The sequence below is a fragment of the Herbidospora mongoliensis genome (assembly GCF_001570545.1).
GTDB lineage: Bacteria > Actinomycetota > Actinomycetes > Streptosporangiales > Streptosporangiaceae > Herbidospora > Herbidospora mongoliensis.
In genome coordinates, this window is the sequence record NZ_BBXD01000009.1 from 431,798 (window position 1) to 447,354 (window position 15,557).

17 protein-coding genes are annotated in these 15,557 nt (G+C 69.0%); 7 read left to right on the plus strand and 10 right to left on the minus strand.

What is annotated here, in order from left to right; translation table 11 throughout:
• The first annotated feature begins 67 nt into the window (after window positions 1–67).
• A complete protein-coding gene (locus tag AW272_RS06305) occupies window positions 68–1,105 on the plus strand; it encodes a class I SAM-dependent methyltransferase (protein WP_066361734.1) in 1,038 nt (345 codons plus the stop codon).
• A 29-nt stretch (window positions 1,106–1,134) separates the two neighbouring features.
• Window positions 1,135–1,488, plus strand: a complete 354-nt coding sequence (locus AW272_RS06310) for an ArsR/SmtB family transcription factor (RefSeq protein ID WP_066361735.1) — start codon at window positions 1,135–1,137, stop codon at window positions 1,486–1,488.
• Here AW272_RS06310 and AW272_RS06315 read toward each other — a convergent pair.
• Window positions 1,442–2,515 carry an NADH:flavin oxidoreductase/NADH oxidase gene (locus AW272_RS06315; RefSeq protein WP_066361736.1) on the minus strand — a complete coding sequence of 358 codons (1,074 nt, stop codon included), beginning with the start codon at window positions 2,513–2,515 and terminating at the stop codon, window positions 1,442–1,444. The two genes, AW272_RS06310 and AW272_RS06315, sit on opposite strands and share 47 nt — an antisense overlap.
• A gap of 82 nt (window positions 2,516–2,597) precedes the next feature.
• On the opposite strand from AW272_RS06315, the gene AW272_RS06320 reads away from it, so the two are divergent.
• Window positions 2,598–3,341 (plus strand): nucleotidyltransferase domain-containing protein, encoded by a 744-nt coding sequence (locus AW272_RS06320; protein WP_066361741.1) that lies wholly within the window; start codon window positions 2,598–2,600, stop codon window positions 3,339–3,341.
• Here the strand turns inward: AW272_RS06320 and AW272_RS06325 are convergent.
• Both AW272_RS06325 and AW272_RS06330 read right to left on the minus strand, forming a co-directional pair.
• Entirely contained in the window at window positions 3,311–4,168 is an 858-nt protein-coding gene (locus tag AW272_RS06325; RefSeq protein WP_066361743.1) for a hypothetical protein, read from the minus strand. The genes AW272_RS06320 and AW272_RS06325 overlap by 31 nt on opposite strands.
• The gene (locus tag AW272_RS06330; RefSeq protein WP_066361744.1) at window positions 4,165–4,476 is read right to left on the minus strand and encodes a PadR family transcriptional regulator; all 312 of its coding nucleotides are present in this window, start codon (window positions 4,474–4,476) and stop codon (window positions 4,165–4,167) included. Before AW272_RS06330 ends, AW272_RS06325 begins: the two co-directional genes overlap by 4 nt.
• 117 nt (window positions 4,477–4,593) lie before the next feature.
• Between AW272_RS06330 and AW272_RS06335 the strand changes: the two genes are divergently transcribed.
• Window positions 4,594–5,175 carry a TetR/AcrR family transcriptional regulator gene (locus AW272_RS06335; protein ID WP_066361746.1) on the plus strand — a complete coding sequence of 194 codons (582 nt, stop codon included), beginning with the start codon at window positions 4,594–4,596 and terminating at the stop codon, window positions 5,173–5,175.
• 2 nt (window positions 5,176–5,177) lie between these two features.
• Here the strand turns inward: AW272_RS06335 and AW272_RS06340 are convergent, their stop codons facing one another.
• A complete protein-coding gene (locus AW272_RS06340) occupies window positions 5,178–7,091 on the minus strand; it encodes a hypothetical protein (RefSeq protein WP_066361748.1) in 1,914 nt (637 codons plus the stop codon).
• Between the two features lie 298 nt (window positions 7,092–7,389).
• On the opposite strand from AW272_RS06340, the gene AW272_RS06345 reads away from it, so the two are divergent.
• The gene (locus AW272_RS06345) at window positions 7,390–7,917 is read left to right on the plus strand and encodes an NUDIX hydrolase (RefSeq protein WP_245657214.1); all 528 of its coding nucleotides are present in this window, start codon (window positions 7,390–7,392) and stop codon (window positions 7,915–7,917) included.
• On the opposite strand, the gene AW272_RS06350 is transcribed toward AW272_RS06345, so the two are convergent.
• From AW272_RS06350 to AW272_RS06375, 6 genes are all read right to left on the minus strand, one after another.
• Complete coding sequence (locus AW272_RS06350; protein WP_066361751.1) at window positions 7,824–8,906, minus strand: acyltransferase family protein; 1,083 nt, start codon at window positions 8,904–8,906, stop codon at window positions 7,824–7,826. The genes AW272_RS06345 and AW272_RS06350 overlap by 94 nt on opposite strands.
• 71 nt (window positions 8,907–8,977) lie before the next feature.
• Entirely contained in the window at window positions 8,978–9,880 is a 903-nt protein-coding gene (locus tag AW272_RS06355) for a hypothetical protein (protein WP_066361752.1), read from the minus strand.
• Window positions 9,865–11,811: a terpene synthase family protein gene (locus tag AW272_RS06360; RefSeq protein ID WP_066361753.1), complete on the minus strand. Its 1,947-nt coding sequence runs from the start codon at window positions 11,809–11,811 to the stop codon at window positions 9,865–9,867. Before AW272_RS06360 ends, AW272_RS06355 begins: the two co-directional genes overlap by 16 nt.
• A gap of 3 nt (window positions 11,812–11,814) precedes the next feature.
• Window positions 11,815–13,236, minus strand: a complete 1,422-nt coding sequence (locus AW272_RS06365) for a family 2B encapsulin nanocompartment shell protein (RefSeq protein WP_066361754.1) — start codon at window positions 13,234–13,236, stop codon at window positions 11,815–11,817.
• 152 nt (window positions 13,237–13,388) lie between these two features.
• On the minus strand, window positions 13,389–13,649 hold the full coding sequence (locus AW272_RS06370; RefSeq protein WP_157518398.1) for a hypothetical protein: 261 nt from the start codon (window positions 13,647–13,649) through the stop codon (window positions 13,389–13,391).
• A 166-nt stretch (window positions 13,650–13,815) separates the two neighbouring features.
• Complete coding sequence (locus AW272_RS06375; protein WP_066361757.1) at window positions 13,816–14,598, minus strand: hypothetical protein; 783 nt, start codon at window positions 14,596–14,598, stop codon at window positions 13,816–13,818.
• 166 nt (window positions 14,599–14,764) lie between these two features.
• Between AW272_RS06375 and AW272_RS06380 the strand changes: the two genes are divergently transcribed.
• Together AW272_RS06380 and AW272_RS06385 are read left to right on the plus strand one after the other, a co-directional pair.
• Window positions 14,765–15,046: a hypothetical protein gene (locus AW272_RS06380; RefSeq protein WP_066361759.1), complete on the plus strand. Its 282-nt coding sequence runs from the start codon at window positions 14,765–14,767 to the stop codon at window positions 15,044–15,046.
• A gap of 68 nt (window positions 15,047–15,114) precedes the next feature.
• Window positions 15,115–15,507, plus strand: coding sequence for a hypothetical protein (locus AW272_RS06385; RefSeq protein ID WP_157518400.1), 393 nt, complete (start codon window positions 15,115–15,117; stop codon window positions 15,505–15,507).
• Window positions 15,508–15,557: the final 50 nt, after the last annotated feature.

The following is a 15,557-nucleotide window of genomic DNA, read 5'->3' on the forward strand; positions in this document are numbered from 1 at the left end:
CGGCGCTGTCACGGAACCGATCCCGGTGCGGGGAACGTACAGGCGGGTGACTGAGAGGAATTTCGACATGGAGACGACCGTCGCCGGGTTCGCCGACCGGCTCTTCCGCGCCGCGCTCGGCATGACCGACGTGCTCGCGATCCACCTGGGCGACCGCCTCGGCTGGTACACCGCCCTGACGTCAGGTCCGGCCACCCCCGCCGAGCTGGTGGCGCGGGCCGGCGGCGACGAACGCTACGCCCGCGAGTGGCTGGAGCAGCAGGCGGTGGCCGGGATCCTGGCCGTCGACGCCGACGGGCGCTTCGTGCTGCCGCCGGCCGCCGCCGAGGTGCTGACCGACCGCAGCAGCCTCGACTACCTGGCGCCGCTGGCCCGCATGCTGGCCGGAGCGGCCGCGCAGTTGCCGGCGCTGCTGACCGCCTACCGGAAGGGCGGCGGCGTGGGCTGGGACGACTTCGGCCCGGACGTCCGCGAGTCGCAGGCCGACATGAACCGCCCCTGGTTCGAGCACGCCCTGCCCGGCGCGATCGGCAAGATCGCCGATCTTGACGCGGCCCTGTCGGCTCCGGGCGCCCGGGTGCTCGACGTGGGCTGCGGCGCTGGCTGGTCGACGATCGCACTGGCCCGCGCCTACCCGGGGGCGACCGTGGAGGGCGTCGACATCGATCCGCCGTCGATCGACCTGGCGCGGGCCAACGCCGACGTGCCGAACGCCACCTTCCGCACCGGCGACGCGGGCAGCCTGCCGGAGGCCGCCTACGACGTGGCGTTCGCGTTCGAGTGCGTCCACGACATGCCCCAGCCGGTCGGCGTCCTTTCGGCCGTACGCCGCGCCGTGAAGCCCGGCGGACAGGTCATCGTCATGGACGAGGCGGTCGCCGACGCCTTCCGGCCCGAGGGCGACGACGTGGAGCGCCTCATGTACGGCTTCAGCCTGCTCATCTGCCTGCCCGACGGCCGCGCCCACACCCCTTCGGCCGCCACCGGGACCGTGATGCGCCCGGGCACCCTGCGGACGTACGCCCTCGACGCCGGATTCGCCGGACTCGAGACCCTGCCGATCGGCGATTTCGGCTTCTGGCGCTTCTACCGGCTCACTCGATAGTCCGACGTTCATCGGATTATCATCGGAGGATGACGGCGAGAGTCCTGGAACACCCCCCGGCCGAGGAGATCCGGCTCGAAGCGGTGCTGCACGCGCTGGCCGACCCGGCCCGGCTGGAGATCGTGCGGTTCCTGGCCGCCTCCGGCGTCGAGGTGCCCTGTTCGGCCATCGACCTGGCCGTCAGCAAGTCGACGACGACCCACCACTACCGCGTGCTGCGCGAGGCCGGGGTGATCACTCAGGTCTACCGGGGCACCTCGAAGCTCAACGGCCTGCGCCGGGCCGACCTCGACCGCCGGTTCCCGGGTCTTCTCGACAGTGTCGTGAACGCGGTTGTCAACGCGGTGAAGGCGCCCCGCGCCGATACTGCGCGGGCCAGTTAGCCGACGCGCGGACCGGCCAGTAGGGGTCGCGCAGCAGCGCCCGGCCGAGGAACACCGCGTCGGCCTTCCCGGTGGCGACGATCTCCTCGGCCTGCTCGGGCTCGGTGATCAGCCCGACCGCCGCGACCGGCACCCCGGCCTCGGCCCTGATCTGCTGCGCGAAGGGCACCTGGTAGCCCGGTCCGAGCGGGATCTTCTGGGTGGCCGCGTTGCCGCCGCTCGACACGTCGATCAGGTCGACCCCGCGCGCGGCGAGTTCGGCCGCGAGCATGACGGTCTGGCCGGGCGTCCACGCCGGTTCGCCCTCGGGCAGCCAGTCGGTGGCCGACACCCGGAACAGCAGCGGCAGCTCCTGCGGCCAGACCGCGCGCACGGCGTCGACGACCTCGAGACCGAAACGGGCCCGGTTCTCGAACGTGCCCCCGTAGGCGTCGGTGCGGCGGTTGCTGTGCGGAGACAGGAACTCGTGGATCAGGTAGCCGTGGGCGCCGTGGATTTCGACCACCCGGAACCCGGCCCGCAGCGCCCGTTCGGCCGAGGTGGCGAACGCCTCGACCAGCTTGCCGATCTCGGCCGGGGTCAGCGCGTCGGGGGTCGCGTGAGCGTCGGAGAAGGGGATCGGGCTGGGGCCGACCGGCGTCCAGCCGTGGTCGTCGGGACCGAGCGGTCCGCCGCCGTTCCAGGGCCGGCCGGTGGACGCCTTGCGCCCCGCGTGCGCGAGCTGGATTCCGGGGACCACACCCTGAGCGGCGACGAAGCGCGTGATGCGCTCCCACGCCTCCTCCTGCCGGTCGTTCCACAGGCCCGTGTCGGCCGGGCTGATGCGGCCCTCGGCGGAGACCGCGGTCGCCTCGGCCATCACGAGCCCGGCCCCGCCGACGGCGCGGGCGGCCAGATGGGCGAAGTGCCAGTCGGCCGGAGCGCCGGTGTCCGGACCCTCGGCGGCGGCCGAATATTGGCACATCGGCGACATCCAGACCCGGTTGGGGAAGGTCAGCGACCGCAACGTCAGGGGTTCGAACAGCATGGTTTCCTCATTCCATCTAGTTCGAAACTTATCGTACTACGACGATCGTCGTCCTTCTATGAAGAAGACCATGCTTGCCCCCATGACCGGATGGACCCGACATTCCACCCCCGAGTTCGCCGCCATCGCGGCCGGGCACTCGATTCTGCGCTGCGAGATCGGCTCCCGCCTCCACGGCACCTCCGTCGGCGACACGAGCGACCGCGACGAACTGGGCATCTGCGTCGAACCGCCGGAATATGTGATCGGGCTGCGGACCTTCGAGCAGTACATCCACCGCTCGGTGCCCGAAGGGGTGAAGTCGGGGCCGGGCGATCTCGACCTGACTGTATACAGTCTGCGCAAGTGGACGCGCCTCGCCCTCGACGGCAACCCGACCGTCCTGCTGGCCCTGTTCGCCCCCGACGCCCTGGTGACCGACCTCGGCGCGGAACTGCTGGCCGAGGGACCGTCGTTCCTGCTGTCCCGGCGGGCCGGCGACCGGTTCATCGGCTACCTGCGGGCCCAGCGCCAGCGCGGCCAGAGCCCCAAGTCGGCCGGGCACATGGTCCGCCTCGGCCTCCAGGGCGCCGAACTCCTGGAGACCGGCCGCATCACGCTGCCGATACCGCAGCGGGACCTCATCATCGCCATCCGCACCGGCGAGATCGACAGGGACGAGGCGCTCGCGATGGCGTCCCGGCTGGAGCAGCGGCTGGCCGAACTCATCCCGCTGAGCGTGCTCCCCGAACACCCCGACGAGGCCCGCGCCGACGCGTGGCTCGTGGATGCGTACCGGAGAACCTGGGCCGCCGATCAGGTGGAGGAAACGTTCGCGGAGTGCTGACGCAGTTCCCGACGGAGCTTCTGCACGACGTCGGCGGCCGTGACCAGCAGGATGACGATGACGATGAACTTCACCATGTCGTCGACCCACCGCTCGGTGAACAGGGCCCCGGCCGCCATGGCCCAGACCAGCACTCCCCCGACGAGCAGGTTCAGCGCGATGTCGAGTCGTCTCGTCAGGGTGTTCCAGCGGCCGGCGGCGATGGCGGCGGCGTACACGACCAGGTGGGCGATCAGCAACGCCAGCACCCAGGGGCCGCGCTGCGCGTGGAAGACCGGGTCGTAGCGCAGCCACGGCAGGGCGACCAGGGCGATCGTGCCACCGATGTAGAAGACCAGCGCGGCGGCGTGCCAGCCCCGGTTGAGGTGGCCGGTGTCGGCCGCGCTCGGCTTCCACCTGGCCCTTTCGGGCCATTTCCTTCGTGTGTACGCCCCCAGCGCGAACGCCGCGAACAGCACGCCCGGCCACCACAGCGACGGGATGGCGACGCCCAGCCACCAGGTGGCGGCCGGGTTCGGGGTCGGGTTCGCGAACCCGTCGGCCACTCCCAGCGCCCAGATGACCGCCATGCCGATCAGCGACCAGCGCAGGAACGCGCGCGAGTCGGCCGGATCGAGCAGGACCAGCGGGGAGCGGTAGCGCGCGGCGGCCTCGGCCGGGCGGCCGAAGGCGTCGATCACCTGGTGGGCGTCTTCCGGGCGGGTGCGGTCGCCCAGTTCGTCCAGAAGGATGGTTCGCAGTTCGGCGGCCACGTCGGCGCGCTGGCGGCGGGGCAGTCGCTTCGCGACGTCGGCGACGTAGGCGTCGATGAGTTGGGTGGCGTTCACAGCTCCCCCTCAAGAAGTTTGTCCATGGTGGCGGTGAGTTCCCGCCAGGAGCGGGCCAGCCGGGCGTATTGGGCCCGGCCGTCGTCGCTGAGGGTGTAGTAGCGGCGGGGCGAACCGCCGTCGGTGCGCCAGTCGCTGATCAGCGCGCCCTGGTTCTCCAGGCGGCGCAGCAGCGGGTAGAGGGTGCCCTCTTCGATCGCCATGCCCTGTTCGGCGAGGGCCTGCCGCAGCTCGTAGCCGTAGCGGAAGGTGTCGAGCTGGGAGAGGACCGCCAGCACGATCACGCCTCGCCTGAGTTCGAGTTCCATGATGTTCCACACAGTACTGTGCGTCGCACAGTACAACAAGACCGTTTCCCGACCTCATGATCATCGGGAGTTGTACGCTGGATCGGATATTTCCCACCGGGTCAGGAGAACTCCGCGATGGTCACCGACGTGCCGGGCCCGGCAGCGCCGGAGCCGCTCCGCAAGGACCAGCGCGAACGCCGCGCCCGCATCGTCAGGACCGCCCTGCGCAGCCTGTCCACCGGCGACTACGACAAGATCAAGGTCTCCGACGTGGCCAGGGACGCCGAGGTCGCGCTCGGCACGCTCTACCGCTACTTCTCCTCGAAGGAACACCTGTTCGCGGCCGTCTTCACCGAGTGGCAGGACGGCCTGAAGCGCGAACTCGACCGCGTCCCCCCGTCGAGCGACACGGAGGGCGACCGCTTACGCGCGGTTCTGCACCACACGATCCGCGCCTTCCAGGCGCAGCCGCAGTTCTACCGGCTGATGATCGTCCTGCAGACCACGCCCGACCCCCGGGCCGCCGAGATCTACACCTCCCTCGACGCCCTGTTCGCCGACATCATGCGAACCGCCGCGACGGAGGCCGACGAGGTCGTCATCTCGACCCTGCGGGCGGTCGCCGACCAGGGGTTACGCGGCTGGATCATGGGCCGCCGGCCGATCCGGTCGGTCTACCAGGGGGTCGACGACACGCTCCGGCTGGTCTACGGCTAGCGCTACTTGGTCGTCTTCCTCCGGTGCTTGGGCGGGGTCTTCCGCTTGTTCGCCGTGCTGACCTTGCGTTTGGCGAAGCTCGCCGTGGGCGGGTCGCCGACGTCCCTGACCTCGGGCAGCTGGATGCCGCTCGACCGGGTCATCCGGCGCGGCGCGGAGTCGGCGATCGGCTCGGGGTGGACGAAGTCGTCGTCACTCGACCCGTTGCGCTCGTCCTGCTCGTCGTCCGACGACTCGCGCTCCACCCTCTTTCTGGGCGGGGGCTTCTTGACGAGCTTCTTCGGCTTCGGCGGCGGAGCGGCCTTCTTGATCGGCTTCTTGACCTCCTCCTCGTCCGAGGACGAGCCCTCCTCCTCGTCGTCGTCCTCGTAGTAGTTCTTCCAGAGGGTGAGCTTGATCTCGCTCTCGTCCTCGCTGGAGTCGTAGCCGGACTCCTTCTGGCCCGCGTCGGTGTAAGAGACGATCTCCGTGATGATCGCCGCCCGGCCGTCGGCGGTCTCCATGGCCCGCAGGAGGTAGTTCGCGGTCTCGTCGCGGTCCTTCGGGTCCGCCGGGATCGCCAGGAACGCGCGCAGCAGCGAGGGCCGGGTCAGGCTGGCGGGCGCGGGCCAGCCGGCCGCGTAGGTCTTGAGGTGGGTGCCCGACGGCGCCAGGTCGATGCCCTTGGCGCGGAGCGCGCGGATCATGAGCCAGCACTTGAAGCAGCACAGCTTGGAGATGCCGATCGCGATCTTGGCGTCGGTGACCCGGCGGGAGAGCCGGGCCCGCTTCCCGTCGTTGATCTTGTCCTGGAGAGCCGCCTCGCGCTTCTCGATGTCCTCGTCGTCGGACCACCCGGCCTCCTCGCCGAGCGCGGCGGCGCGCCGGCGCAGCATCACGTCGCCGGCCTGGGTCTCCGCGTGGATCTTCATCCCGTTCGCGGCCCGGTGGGTCATCACCCGCAGGTCGTCCCAGTCCTTCTCCAGGGAGGCCAGGTAGTTGAGCGTCTTGCGGAGCCGCCGCTCGCCCCGGCGCAGGATGTCGTCGGGCACCTTGCCCTGCTTGAGGACCCGGACCTCCAGTTTCTGGTCGACCATCTCCGTGAACATGGCGCTGATGTCGTCGGCGGCCTTGCGCTGGCCCTCCACCGCCGCGTCGAAGAGCCGCTTGAAGTCACCGGCGAGCTGGGCGTCGGCCGCGTTGGCGAACAGCCGGATCTCGTCCTCCAGCATGGTCACCACGGCCACGCACTCACGGCTGGCCTTCAGGTTGGCCAGCACCCAGGCCAGCCGGTCGAGCGACCGCTGTTCGGAGGTGTCGACGCGGACCCCGGGGACCATCCCGTCCTTGATGCTCCGCAGCCGCGTGGCGGTGGCCCTCCTGATGTTGTCGTTCAGCCGGGAGGACGCCACCTTCGGCTCGTCGGTCTCCGGGTCGCCGAACAGGGCCGTGCCGCCCTGCCGGGCCAGCTCCAGGTCGTAGGCGTCGAGGTCCTCGTCGATGGCGCCGAAGAACTCCCCGATCTCGTCGCGGACGCCCTCGTCGGCGTCCATGACGTGCCTGACGACCGTGCCGGCCAGGATCTTCTCGGGCGAGGCGGTGTCCGGGGCGAAGCCGAGGATCCCGGCGAGGGCCTTCCAGACGTCGGCGTCGTCCTTGTCCGGCAGGCTGTCGACGGCGATGAGAAGCTCGCCCGGCGTGGTGGCCTCGCTGACTCCGTGGACGTTGCCGAACCAGGCCTCGAAGCCCTTGACGGTGTCGAGGTTGTCAACGCCCCAGCTGTCCAGCAGGTCTTGGGCGACCGAGTCACCCTGTTCGAGCCGCTCGGAGAAGGCCTGGAAGCCCTCGGTCCTGGCCATGTCGAGGATCGGGATGGGCTCCGACTCGTCGAGCTCCATGTCCGGGTCGGGCTTGACCCGTTTCTTCTCCTTGAGCATTCGTCACTCCTGCTTCCGGCAGTGGCGTTCGCCGAAGTGCGGCCCGCGAATGAGGCGGGTTCCCATTTCCGCTCTGGAACGTGCCAGTCGAAGGCAGAATGCCTGGGCGCTTTTCGCCCGTCAAGGGCCGTCCCTATAGCGCATGACCGATATACGGGCAGCATTGATCAGGATTTTCGTCAAGACGGCCGCCCGGAAGAATTTCCTGCCATGATTACCGGTGTCGCCCGGAAGACGGCAGCAGGCACAGCGTTTCTATCCGAGGGGTACGGCTCGCCTTATGCGCCACGAATACTGCTTGAACTGCGATGCCGAGACCGTCGAGTGGTTCACCGAGACCGGGCGAAGCCGCTGCCGCTGCACCACCTGCGGAGAGATCGCCGACCGCTGCCTGGTCGTCGACGGGGCGCTGCGCCTGTGGCACGAGACGGCGGGTGTCTTCGTCCGCGACCCCTCCGGGCGCTTCCTGTTCTTCAACCGGATCGCCTTCCCCTTCGCGCTGACCGTTCCGGCCGGGCACGTGGAGCGGGGCGAGGTGCCCGAGGTGAGCGCGGCCCGGGAACTCCAGGAGGAGACCGGGCTGCAGGCGCTCTCCCTGTCACTGGTCGCGACCGAGCCGATCGACGGAGACCAGTGCCGGCGTGGAGCCGACGGGCACGTGTGGCACACCTACGTGACGTCCGTCGGGACCGAGCCGCCGGTGGCCCTCGACGAGGGCGAGGGCGACGTCTATCAGTGGTTGACGTTGGACGAGGCGCTCGACGAGCCGCTGACCTTCGCGACGCGATTCCTGGTCGAACGCCACCGGTCCCGCCTCGTCAGCTGAGGGAGGTCCGTCAGCCACGACGGGAGGATCCGGTCGATGAGCAGGCAGACCGCCACCAGTCCCCCGGTCACCAGCGCCGGGTAGAGCGCGGCCACGACCAGCGGTGCTGAACCGAGCAGGTCCGAGACGCCCGTGTGGAGCAGGGCCAGCAGCGGCATGTGGATGACGTAGATCGGCAGGGTGCGGCGGCCCAGCCAGGCCAGGCTGTCGCCGATCAGGGTGAGCCGGCCGAGCAGTGGGGCCGCCGACAGGCCGAAGACCATCGCCAGGAGCGACACCAGGGTCCACACGGTCGGGATCCGCTGGGCCGACAGCAGGAGCATGGCGGCGAGGGCGGTTCCGTACACGAGACCGATGATTGCGGTGCGGCGCCAGGTCGTGGTCTGGGCGATGCGTTCGGCCAGGGGGCGCAGGTGCAGGCCCATGAGGAAGAAGACGAAGTTCTGGAGTAACGAGCCACGGTTTCCCGGGGTGTCGAAAACACCGGCGGCGGTGACGACCGCGAGTAATGCCGCCGCGCCCAAGAGGACCGGTATCGGGATTCGCTTCAGCAGTTTGGCCGCGGCGAAATAGAGGGCCAGGGCGTACAGGTACCAGAGGTTGGGCGGGGTGATGAGGAACTGTTCGGCGAATTCGCCGACGCTTCGGGCGCTCAGGGTGTCGAAAGACGGGGTGAACCAGAGGATGGCGGTGTGGACGAGCATCCAGGCCAGGTAGAGGTACAGGAATTTGGCCACCCTCGACCGGATGACCTCCGCCCACGGTTTCCGGTACGCGCTCAGCGCGAACATCCCCGAGATGGCGAAGAAGAGCGGCATCCGCAATGTCATCAGGGCGTCGCCGAAAACGCCCCACAGCACGGGGAACGGGCCGGCTGACGTCCATTCGACGGCCAGGTAGCTCTTGTTGACCGTGTGCCACAGCACCACGAGCAGAATGCAGACGCCTTTGGCCACATCGGCCCACACGGCCCGCTGCCTGGTTTCCATCTCCGTCACGTCCTTTCACGCCGGGAAGTGAACTCTCCGCGTGAAAGGACGTGACGACGGCGTCGGAATGCTCAGTGCGTCGAAGTACGCACCACCTGCACACCGTCGAGCGCGCAGACGGCGTTGGGGATCAGGACGGCGACCGCGTAGTACTCGCTCACCAGGTAACTCGTGACGGCCTGCCGCGAGGTGCCGAGTTCGCGGACGACCGGATTCTCCGACGGGCGCAGGCCCACCACGCCCTGGCGCTTCTCCCCCGGGCGGACGACCAGGATGCTCGTCGTGTGGTCGGCGGCGATGGGCAGTTTGTCGCACGGCAGGAACGGCAGGCCGCGCCAGCCGAGCACCCGGCGGCCCTGGAACTCGACCTCGCCGGGCTGGACGCCGAACCTGCTGCACTCCCGGCTGAACGCGGCGATCGCCCTCGGGTGGGCGAGGAGGAAGCGCGGTGAGGTCTGCTTGCAGATGAGGTTGTCCAGGTCGAGGGGGGTGGGCGGGCCCTGGTTCGTGGTGATGCGGTGCCGTTCCGGCGGCGCCTGGAGGAGTTCGCGGGCGATGTCGAGTTCCTTGCGCTCCGCCAGGGCGTCGAGGGTGAGCCGTAGTTGCTGCTCGTACTGGTCGTGCGGGTCGTTGTAGAGGTCGCCGACCCGGCGGTGGACCCGCATGATCGTCTGTGCGGCGGCCAGCTCGTATTCGCGCGGGGGGTGTCCGTATTCCACGTACATGCCGGGAATTTCGGGCTCTCCCACATGGCCGGCCGCGACCACGACGCCCGGTTGGGAGCTGCCCGCGCGGGCGATCGTGCGGCGGAGCGTGCTGGTGCGCCGGTAGGTGCCGCCGGGGAGCTCCGTCCACTCCATGATCGCCAGTAGGTGTCGCGGTGTCGTCGACGCCGTGTGCGGTTCGGTCTTGGTCGTCGTCGCCAGGGTGCGGGCCGCGCCCGTGGTCAGACTCGTGGTCAGGCTGGTCGCCATGCGTGTGCTCCTCTCGTGCCCAGGCCCGACATGCCCAGTCTTGTACGATCTCCGAGATCGCCCCCCAGCCACGTGCGCAGCGCTTCCACGTAGTCGCCGGGGGCGTCGGCCGCCAGGCGGTCGAACTGGGCGCGGCGAGCGGTCAGCAGGTCCCCGACGACGTCGGCGGCCTGTTGCAGGTCGCAATCGAGCAGCCGTTGCAGGGCCAGCACACCGTTGCTGACCTCGGCGGGGACCGCGATCTTGTCTTTGTACGTCACCAGGTCGCGCCGCGCCGTCGCGATGTCGGCGAAACACTCCTCCAGCGCCGTTCTCCCGGCGGGCGGGAGGGCCAGGCCGTACCCGACCAGATCCACCATCAGCCCGGCATGCTCGGCCCGGCGCGTCTGGAGGTGGTCGACCGGGTCGGGGACGCGGCTACGGGCACTGTTGCCGAGTTCCCACTCGCGGGTCTCAAGGAGCTGCTCGAAATGGGCCGTATCGAGCGGAGCCCTCCCCCACAGGTCGGCCAGGCCCCGTTCGACCGGATTGAGCGGCACCGGGGGGTTGTCGGTCAGAAACAGCGGCAGCCGTTTCAGAAACACCTTCCCGCCGGCCACATCTCCGCGTGACTTGAACAGGCGGTCGACGGTGGTGTCGAGGGCGGCGAGGAAGACGTACCACTGGGAAAGAACCTCGAGTCGATCACGTGACACGCCGTTGTGCGCCGTGACCGTCCACGACACCGCCTGCGGCGAATAGGGCAGGCCCATGCGCCGCGCCCAGTCGGCCGCGGCGGTCCGGGTTCCGCCGGCGAACGGGCTGCTGGGAGCCGGTCTGTCCGCCAGGGGCTGCTGGAAGGTGGCCCGCCGGTCGACCGGACGATGACCCGCCCACAGCCGGGCCGCCGAGGTGCCGAGACCGGTCGGATGACGCCAGACCGGCACTTTCGGGTCGGCGTGCCTGGTCGCCTCGTTCATGTACCGCGACGAGCGCAGATGCCACTCGTGCGACCCCGCGTTGGCGTCCTGCAACGACCTGGCGATGTTCACCACGGCCAGGCGTTCGGCGGGCGTCAGCGGCAGGTCCGGCAGTTCGGTCAGCAACGTGCTCTCGAACTGCAGCAGCCGCGACGTGAGCAGGTCGTTCGTCGTGTCGGCGGCCTCCTGCGGGGTCATCCCGAGGAACTCGCGCAGCACGAGGACGAAGTTGTGGATCTCGCCCTCGACCTCCGTCTCCCGCTGGTAGGAGAAGACGTCGTTGAGCAGCACCTGCGCGTCGGTGAAGGTGTCCCGCATGACCTGGACCGGCCGCGACGCCCACACGTGATCAGGGAGTGGGGTGCCGTTGACCAGCTCGATCAGGTCGGCCACCCAGCGACCGGCCCCGGCGCCGCGGCGGCGCTCCAGGTAGTCGATGGGGTTCGGGACTCGTCCCGCCGCCAGGTTGCCGAGTTCCCAGAAGGCGTCGTCCATCTGCGCGAACGTGTTGTCGCCGAACCGCCGCCGCCACTCCTGGGTGGTGCCCGGCACGGTCCGCGCCCACAGCTCCGCCAGAGTCGCCTGTACGGGATCGGTCGCCTCCGGAACCGGCTGCGCCAGGTCGGCGGGCATGAACGCGCGCACGTCGGCCAGCCACGCGGCCGCCCCGATGACGTCACCCGTCGCCTTGTAGTGGCGCAGGAACCAGTCGTCGAAGTAGAACCCCCAGAAGTACCAGTCGGTCAGCAGGTCGAGCTGGGCCGGGGTCGCGTCCGGGAAGCAGTAGGCGGCGAACAGGGCCAGGTCGATGGAGTCGGCCGTGGCCGCGTCCCAGGTGCCCTCGTCGATCAGGCCGTGCCGGGCGGCCCAGGCGCGGTTGTGCGCGCGGGACGCCTCGACGTGCGGGTTCAGCCGCGGCGGCCAGGGGCGGTAGAAGTCGGGCAGCTCGAAGGGCCGCCCCGTGGTGGGCACCGGCTAGTCCCGGTGGCCGAGCTCGACGTTCTCCAGCACACCCAGCGCGTCCGGCACCAGCACGGCGGCGCTGTAGTAGGCGCTGACCAGGTAGGAGATGATCGCCTGCTCGTTGACGCCCATGAACCGCACGTTGAGGCCGGGCTCGTACTCGTCCGGCAGACCCGTCTGGTGCAGCCCGACGACGCCCTGGCTGTCCTCGCCCGTCCGCATCAGGATCATGGACGAGACGCCGGTGTCGCTGATCGGCATCTTGTTGCACGTGAGGATCGGCACCCCGCGCCAGGCCGGCATCTCGCGGCCCAGCAGGTTGACCGTGCTGGGGTAGAGGCCCAGCTTGGAGCACTCGCGGCCGAACGCGGCGATGGCGTGCGGGTGGGCCAGGAAGACCGTAGGTTCCTTCCAGACGACGGCGAGCAGGTCGTCGAGGTCGTCCGGAGTGGGCGGCCCGGACCGGGTGGAGATCCGGTGGCCGTGGTCGGCGTTGTGCAGCAGACCGAAGTCGCGGTTGTTGACGATCTCGTGTTCCTGGCGCTCGCGCAGCGCCTCGACGGTGAGGCGGAGCTGCTGCTCGACCTGGTTCATCGGCTCGTTGTAGAGGTCCGCGACCCTCGAATGGACCCTGAGGACCGTTTGCGCGACGGAGAGCTCGTACTCGCGCGGGTGGGTCTCGTAGGCGACGTAGGTGTGCGGGAGGGTGGGCTCGCCCTGATGACCCGAGGAGAGCTCGATGGCGGCTTCGCCGTCGGCGTCGGTGTGGGGGGTCTCGGCGTGCAGCCTGGCGTCCAGATGAGCTCTGAGGCCTGTCGCCCGGGCCGCGACCTCGGCGAACGCCTCTTTCGTCAGCGACAGCAGGACGCAGGGGGTGACGGCGCGGAAGCCGAACTCCCAGACGCCGTGCTCGTCGATGAGCGCCTGCTCACCGAAGTAGGCGCCGTCGGACAGGACGCCCAGCGACACCGGGTGGCCGTACTTGCCCGCTCCCAGCCGGTCGACCTTGCCGTGGGCGAGGATGTGGAACCGGTCGACTTCCTGTTCCGGGGTGACGATCAGGTCGCCGGGGGCGTATTCGGTCTGGACGAACCGGTCCGCGAGCGCGGCCAGGACCTCCCCGTCGGCGTAGCCCTTGAGCAGGGGCAGCTCGCCCAGCTCCTGCGGGATGACCTGGACCCGGGCGCCCGTCTTGATGCACTGGATGCGGCCGTCGCCGATCGTGTAGCTCAGGCGGCGGTTGACTCTGTACGTGCCGCCGGCGACCTCCACCCAGGGCAGGACCTTCAGCAGCCAGCGGGACGAGATGCCCTGCATCTGCGGGACCGACTTGGTGGTGGTCGCGAGGTTGCGTGCCGCGGCGGTGCCGAGGCTGGAGGCGTGCTCGGCGGCCGCTGCCGCGGCGGTGAGGTCGGCGTTGATCTCGGTGGTCATCGGACGCCCTTCACGAGGGAGGGGCCTGCCCCCTCCGACGTGGATCACGTTGACGAAACCACGGCGCTCAGCCAGGCGAGATGGGCAACCCTTTGCCTGGTCCTGCGACTACGCTGGCGGTGCTTCGTCAAGATCAGGGGCCGTTGGCCGCCTCACCTCGCAGGGGCGATGACGATATCGGCTTGCGGGTCATAACAGATCAGCCCGTGGCGGTTGGCCAGGAACCTCAGATTGGCCGCGACCATGACGCTCCTCGACCAGGAGATGGCCGCCAGCCGAAAACCCGGACCGGTGTAGAGCGCTGCCATCCATGGGGAGTCGTCGATTTCCTCGTCGGACATCTCCTCGGTCAGGTCTGGATAAAGCGACACCACTTCAGCATGGAAAGCAGCCACAGCGGAAGAATCGGGCACGAGACCCGTTCTCTCCTCGCAGAGTCCTCTGTAGATTTCGAGGGCTCGGGTGGCATCGACGCCTTCCGGCGCATACCAGAACGCCAAATCAAAGCTCGCGGATATCTCCAGCCAAGCACAGGGGAACGGCGCCCCGCCCGGACGGGCGGAGCGCCGTGATCTCAGCCTAGAAGCGCTGGACGTCCTCGCAGGAGATCGGCGCCGCGTCGATGCCCTCCTTGTCGAGAACGATCGAGTCGTCGCCCTTGCCGCAGTCGAGGTCGGTGTCCTTGGCCAGGTCCTTGGCGAAGAGCTCGTCGTCGCCGCCCAGGCCGAACAGCTTGTCGCCGGCGCCGCCGCCGTCGTCGATGCGGTTGTCGGCGAAGTTCGCACCGGTCAGGAAGTCACCGCCGAGGGTGGAGCCGACGATGTTCTCGACGTCGTCGCGGACGTTGTCGTTGTCGACGTCGCGCCCGTCGTTCGTGTTGTTGTCGAGGCTGACCCGGACGGGGCGATCGCTGCTCTTGTAGCTGATCGTGTCGGTGCCGACGCCGCCGATCCAGGTGACGTTGTGGCCCTGGGCGGCCTTGCTGCCGCCGATCAGGCTGTCGTTGCCCGCGCCGCCGTTGACGGTGCCCTTGATCGGGACCCCGACGCTGAAGGAGTCGTTCAGGTCGCCCAGGTCGGCCACGAACTCCGTCGCGGCGGTGCCACAGGTGACCGCGCGCGGCGACAGCTTCACGCAGCCGCCCTTCGGGGTCAGGTTGACGGTGTCGAAGACGGCGATCTGGCCGTTGAACAGGGTGATCGAGGCGCTGTTGACGCTCTGCGTGCCGGCCGTGTAGGTGATCTTGCCGTTCTTCAGCTCGACGGTGCCCGCGGTGGCGGCGTGGCCGGTGCCGGCGAAGGCGGTGGCCAGGGCGGTGGCGGCCAGGGCGAGGGTGGACACCCGGGTGATGAAGGTACGCATCTCAGTTCCTTTGTCTCTCTGTAGGAGTGATTCGCGAACCAGTACGGGGGCTTCTGTCCAGGCAGTTCCGTTGTGTGCAGAACTCCACATTCGCCGGGTGATCTCTCAGCGCGGATATAGACAAGTACAGGACCTATACAGACGATGATGAGATATTGTCTCCGGCATGACAGGCACCGAGCAACAGGCTTCCGCCCTGGAAAACGACCGTTGCGCGAACTGCGCGACCGGGATCAGGGACGACATCGGCATCCTCCGGACCGCGCAGGTGGAGATGGAGCGCAACGTGGACACCGTGCGCCTGACGGTGCGCGTTCTGCGCGAGAACGATCTGCCCGTGATCCGGGGTGGCATGGACATCGTCCGCGACCACCTGACCCACCTCAGAACCGGCCAGGCCGAGGTCCGGGACCTGCTGGCCGACATCGTCCGTCGCCTGGACGCATGACGCGAAAGCGCAGATCACTTGTGGACGGGCACAGACCTCAAGAGGAGTCGGTCACTACTATGAGCAGCATGTCTGAGCGTCCCATCGAAGAGCGCATGAACTGGGCGGAGTTGAACATCCCAGACATCCGCGACGACATGGGCGTGATTCGCGACAGCGTCAAGGAGACCCGCCTGAACGTCAGGCGACTCCGCGAGGACGTCCAAGGGGTGGACGAACGCATCACCGTCCTCCAGAGCGACGTGTCGGTGATGAAGATCGACATCACCGAGATCAGAACCGATGTCGCGAACATGTGCCTGGGGCAAGTCCGGATAGAGAACGTCCTCAACGCCATGCGCGGCGACATCGACACTATGCGCAGCGACATCGACGGTCTCAAGGCTGGGCAGGACAAGCTGCAAGCTGGGCAGACGGAGATTCGGGACATGCTCGCCGCCTTCCTGCAGCGCAGCAGCTGATCTCCGCTAGATGCGGAGAAGGCCCTGACCGGGGTCCGACAGGGCCTCCC

Coding starts and splice junctions, on each gene's coding strand:
- AW272_RS06340 (WP_066361748.1), bottom strand. CDS start 7,091: ATGCTCAAGGAGAAGAAACGGGTCAAGCCCGACCCGGACATGGAGCTC.
- AW272_RS06365 (WP_066361754.1), bottom strand. CDS start 13,236: ATGACCACCGAGATCAACGCCGACCTCACCGCCGCGGCAGCGGCCGCC.
- AW272_RS06335 (WP_066361746.1), top strand. CDS start 4,594: ATGGTCACCGACGTGCCGGGCCCGGCAGCGCCGGAGCCGCTCCGCAAG.
- AW272_RS06380 (WP_066361759.1), top strand. CDS start 14,765: ATGACAGGCACCGAGCAACAGGCTTCCGCCCTGGAAAACGACCGTTGC.
- AW272_RS06315 (WP_066361736.1), bottom strand. CDS start 2,515: ATGCTGTTCGAACCCCTGACGTTGCGGTCGCTGACCTTCCCCAACCGG.
- AW272_RS06305 (WP_066361734.1), top strand. CDS start 68: ATGGAGACGACCGTCGCCGGGTTCGCCGACCGGCTCTTCCGCGCCGCG.
- AW272_RS06320 (WP_066361741.1), top strand. CDS start 2,598: ATGACCGGATGGACCCGACATTCCACCCCCGAGTTCGCCGCCATCGCG.
- AW272_RS06375 (WP_066361757.1), bottom strand. CDS start 14,598: ATGCGTACCTTCATCACCCGGGTGTCCACCCTCGCCCTGGCCGCCACC.
- AW272_RS06355 (WP_066361752.1), bottom strand. CDS start 9,880: ATGGCGACCAGCCTGACCACGAGTCTGACCACGGGCGCGGCCCGCACC.
- AW272_RS06350 (WP_066361751.1), bottom strand. CDS start 8,906: ATGGAAACCAGGCAGCGGGCCGTGTGGGCCGATGTGGCCAAAGGCGTC.
- AW272_RS06310 (WP_066361735.1), top strand. CDS start 1,135: ATGACGGCGAGAGTCCTGGAACACCCCCCGGCCGAGGAGATCCGGCTC.
- AW272_RS06330 (WP_066361744.1), bottom strand. CDS start 4,476: ATGGAACTCGAACTCAGGCGAGGCGTGATCGTGCTGGCGGTCCTCTCC.
- AW272_RS06385 (WP_157518400.1), top strand. CDS start 15,115: ATGTCTGAGCGTCCCATCGAAGAGCGCATGAACTGGGCGGAGTTGAAC.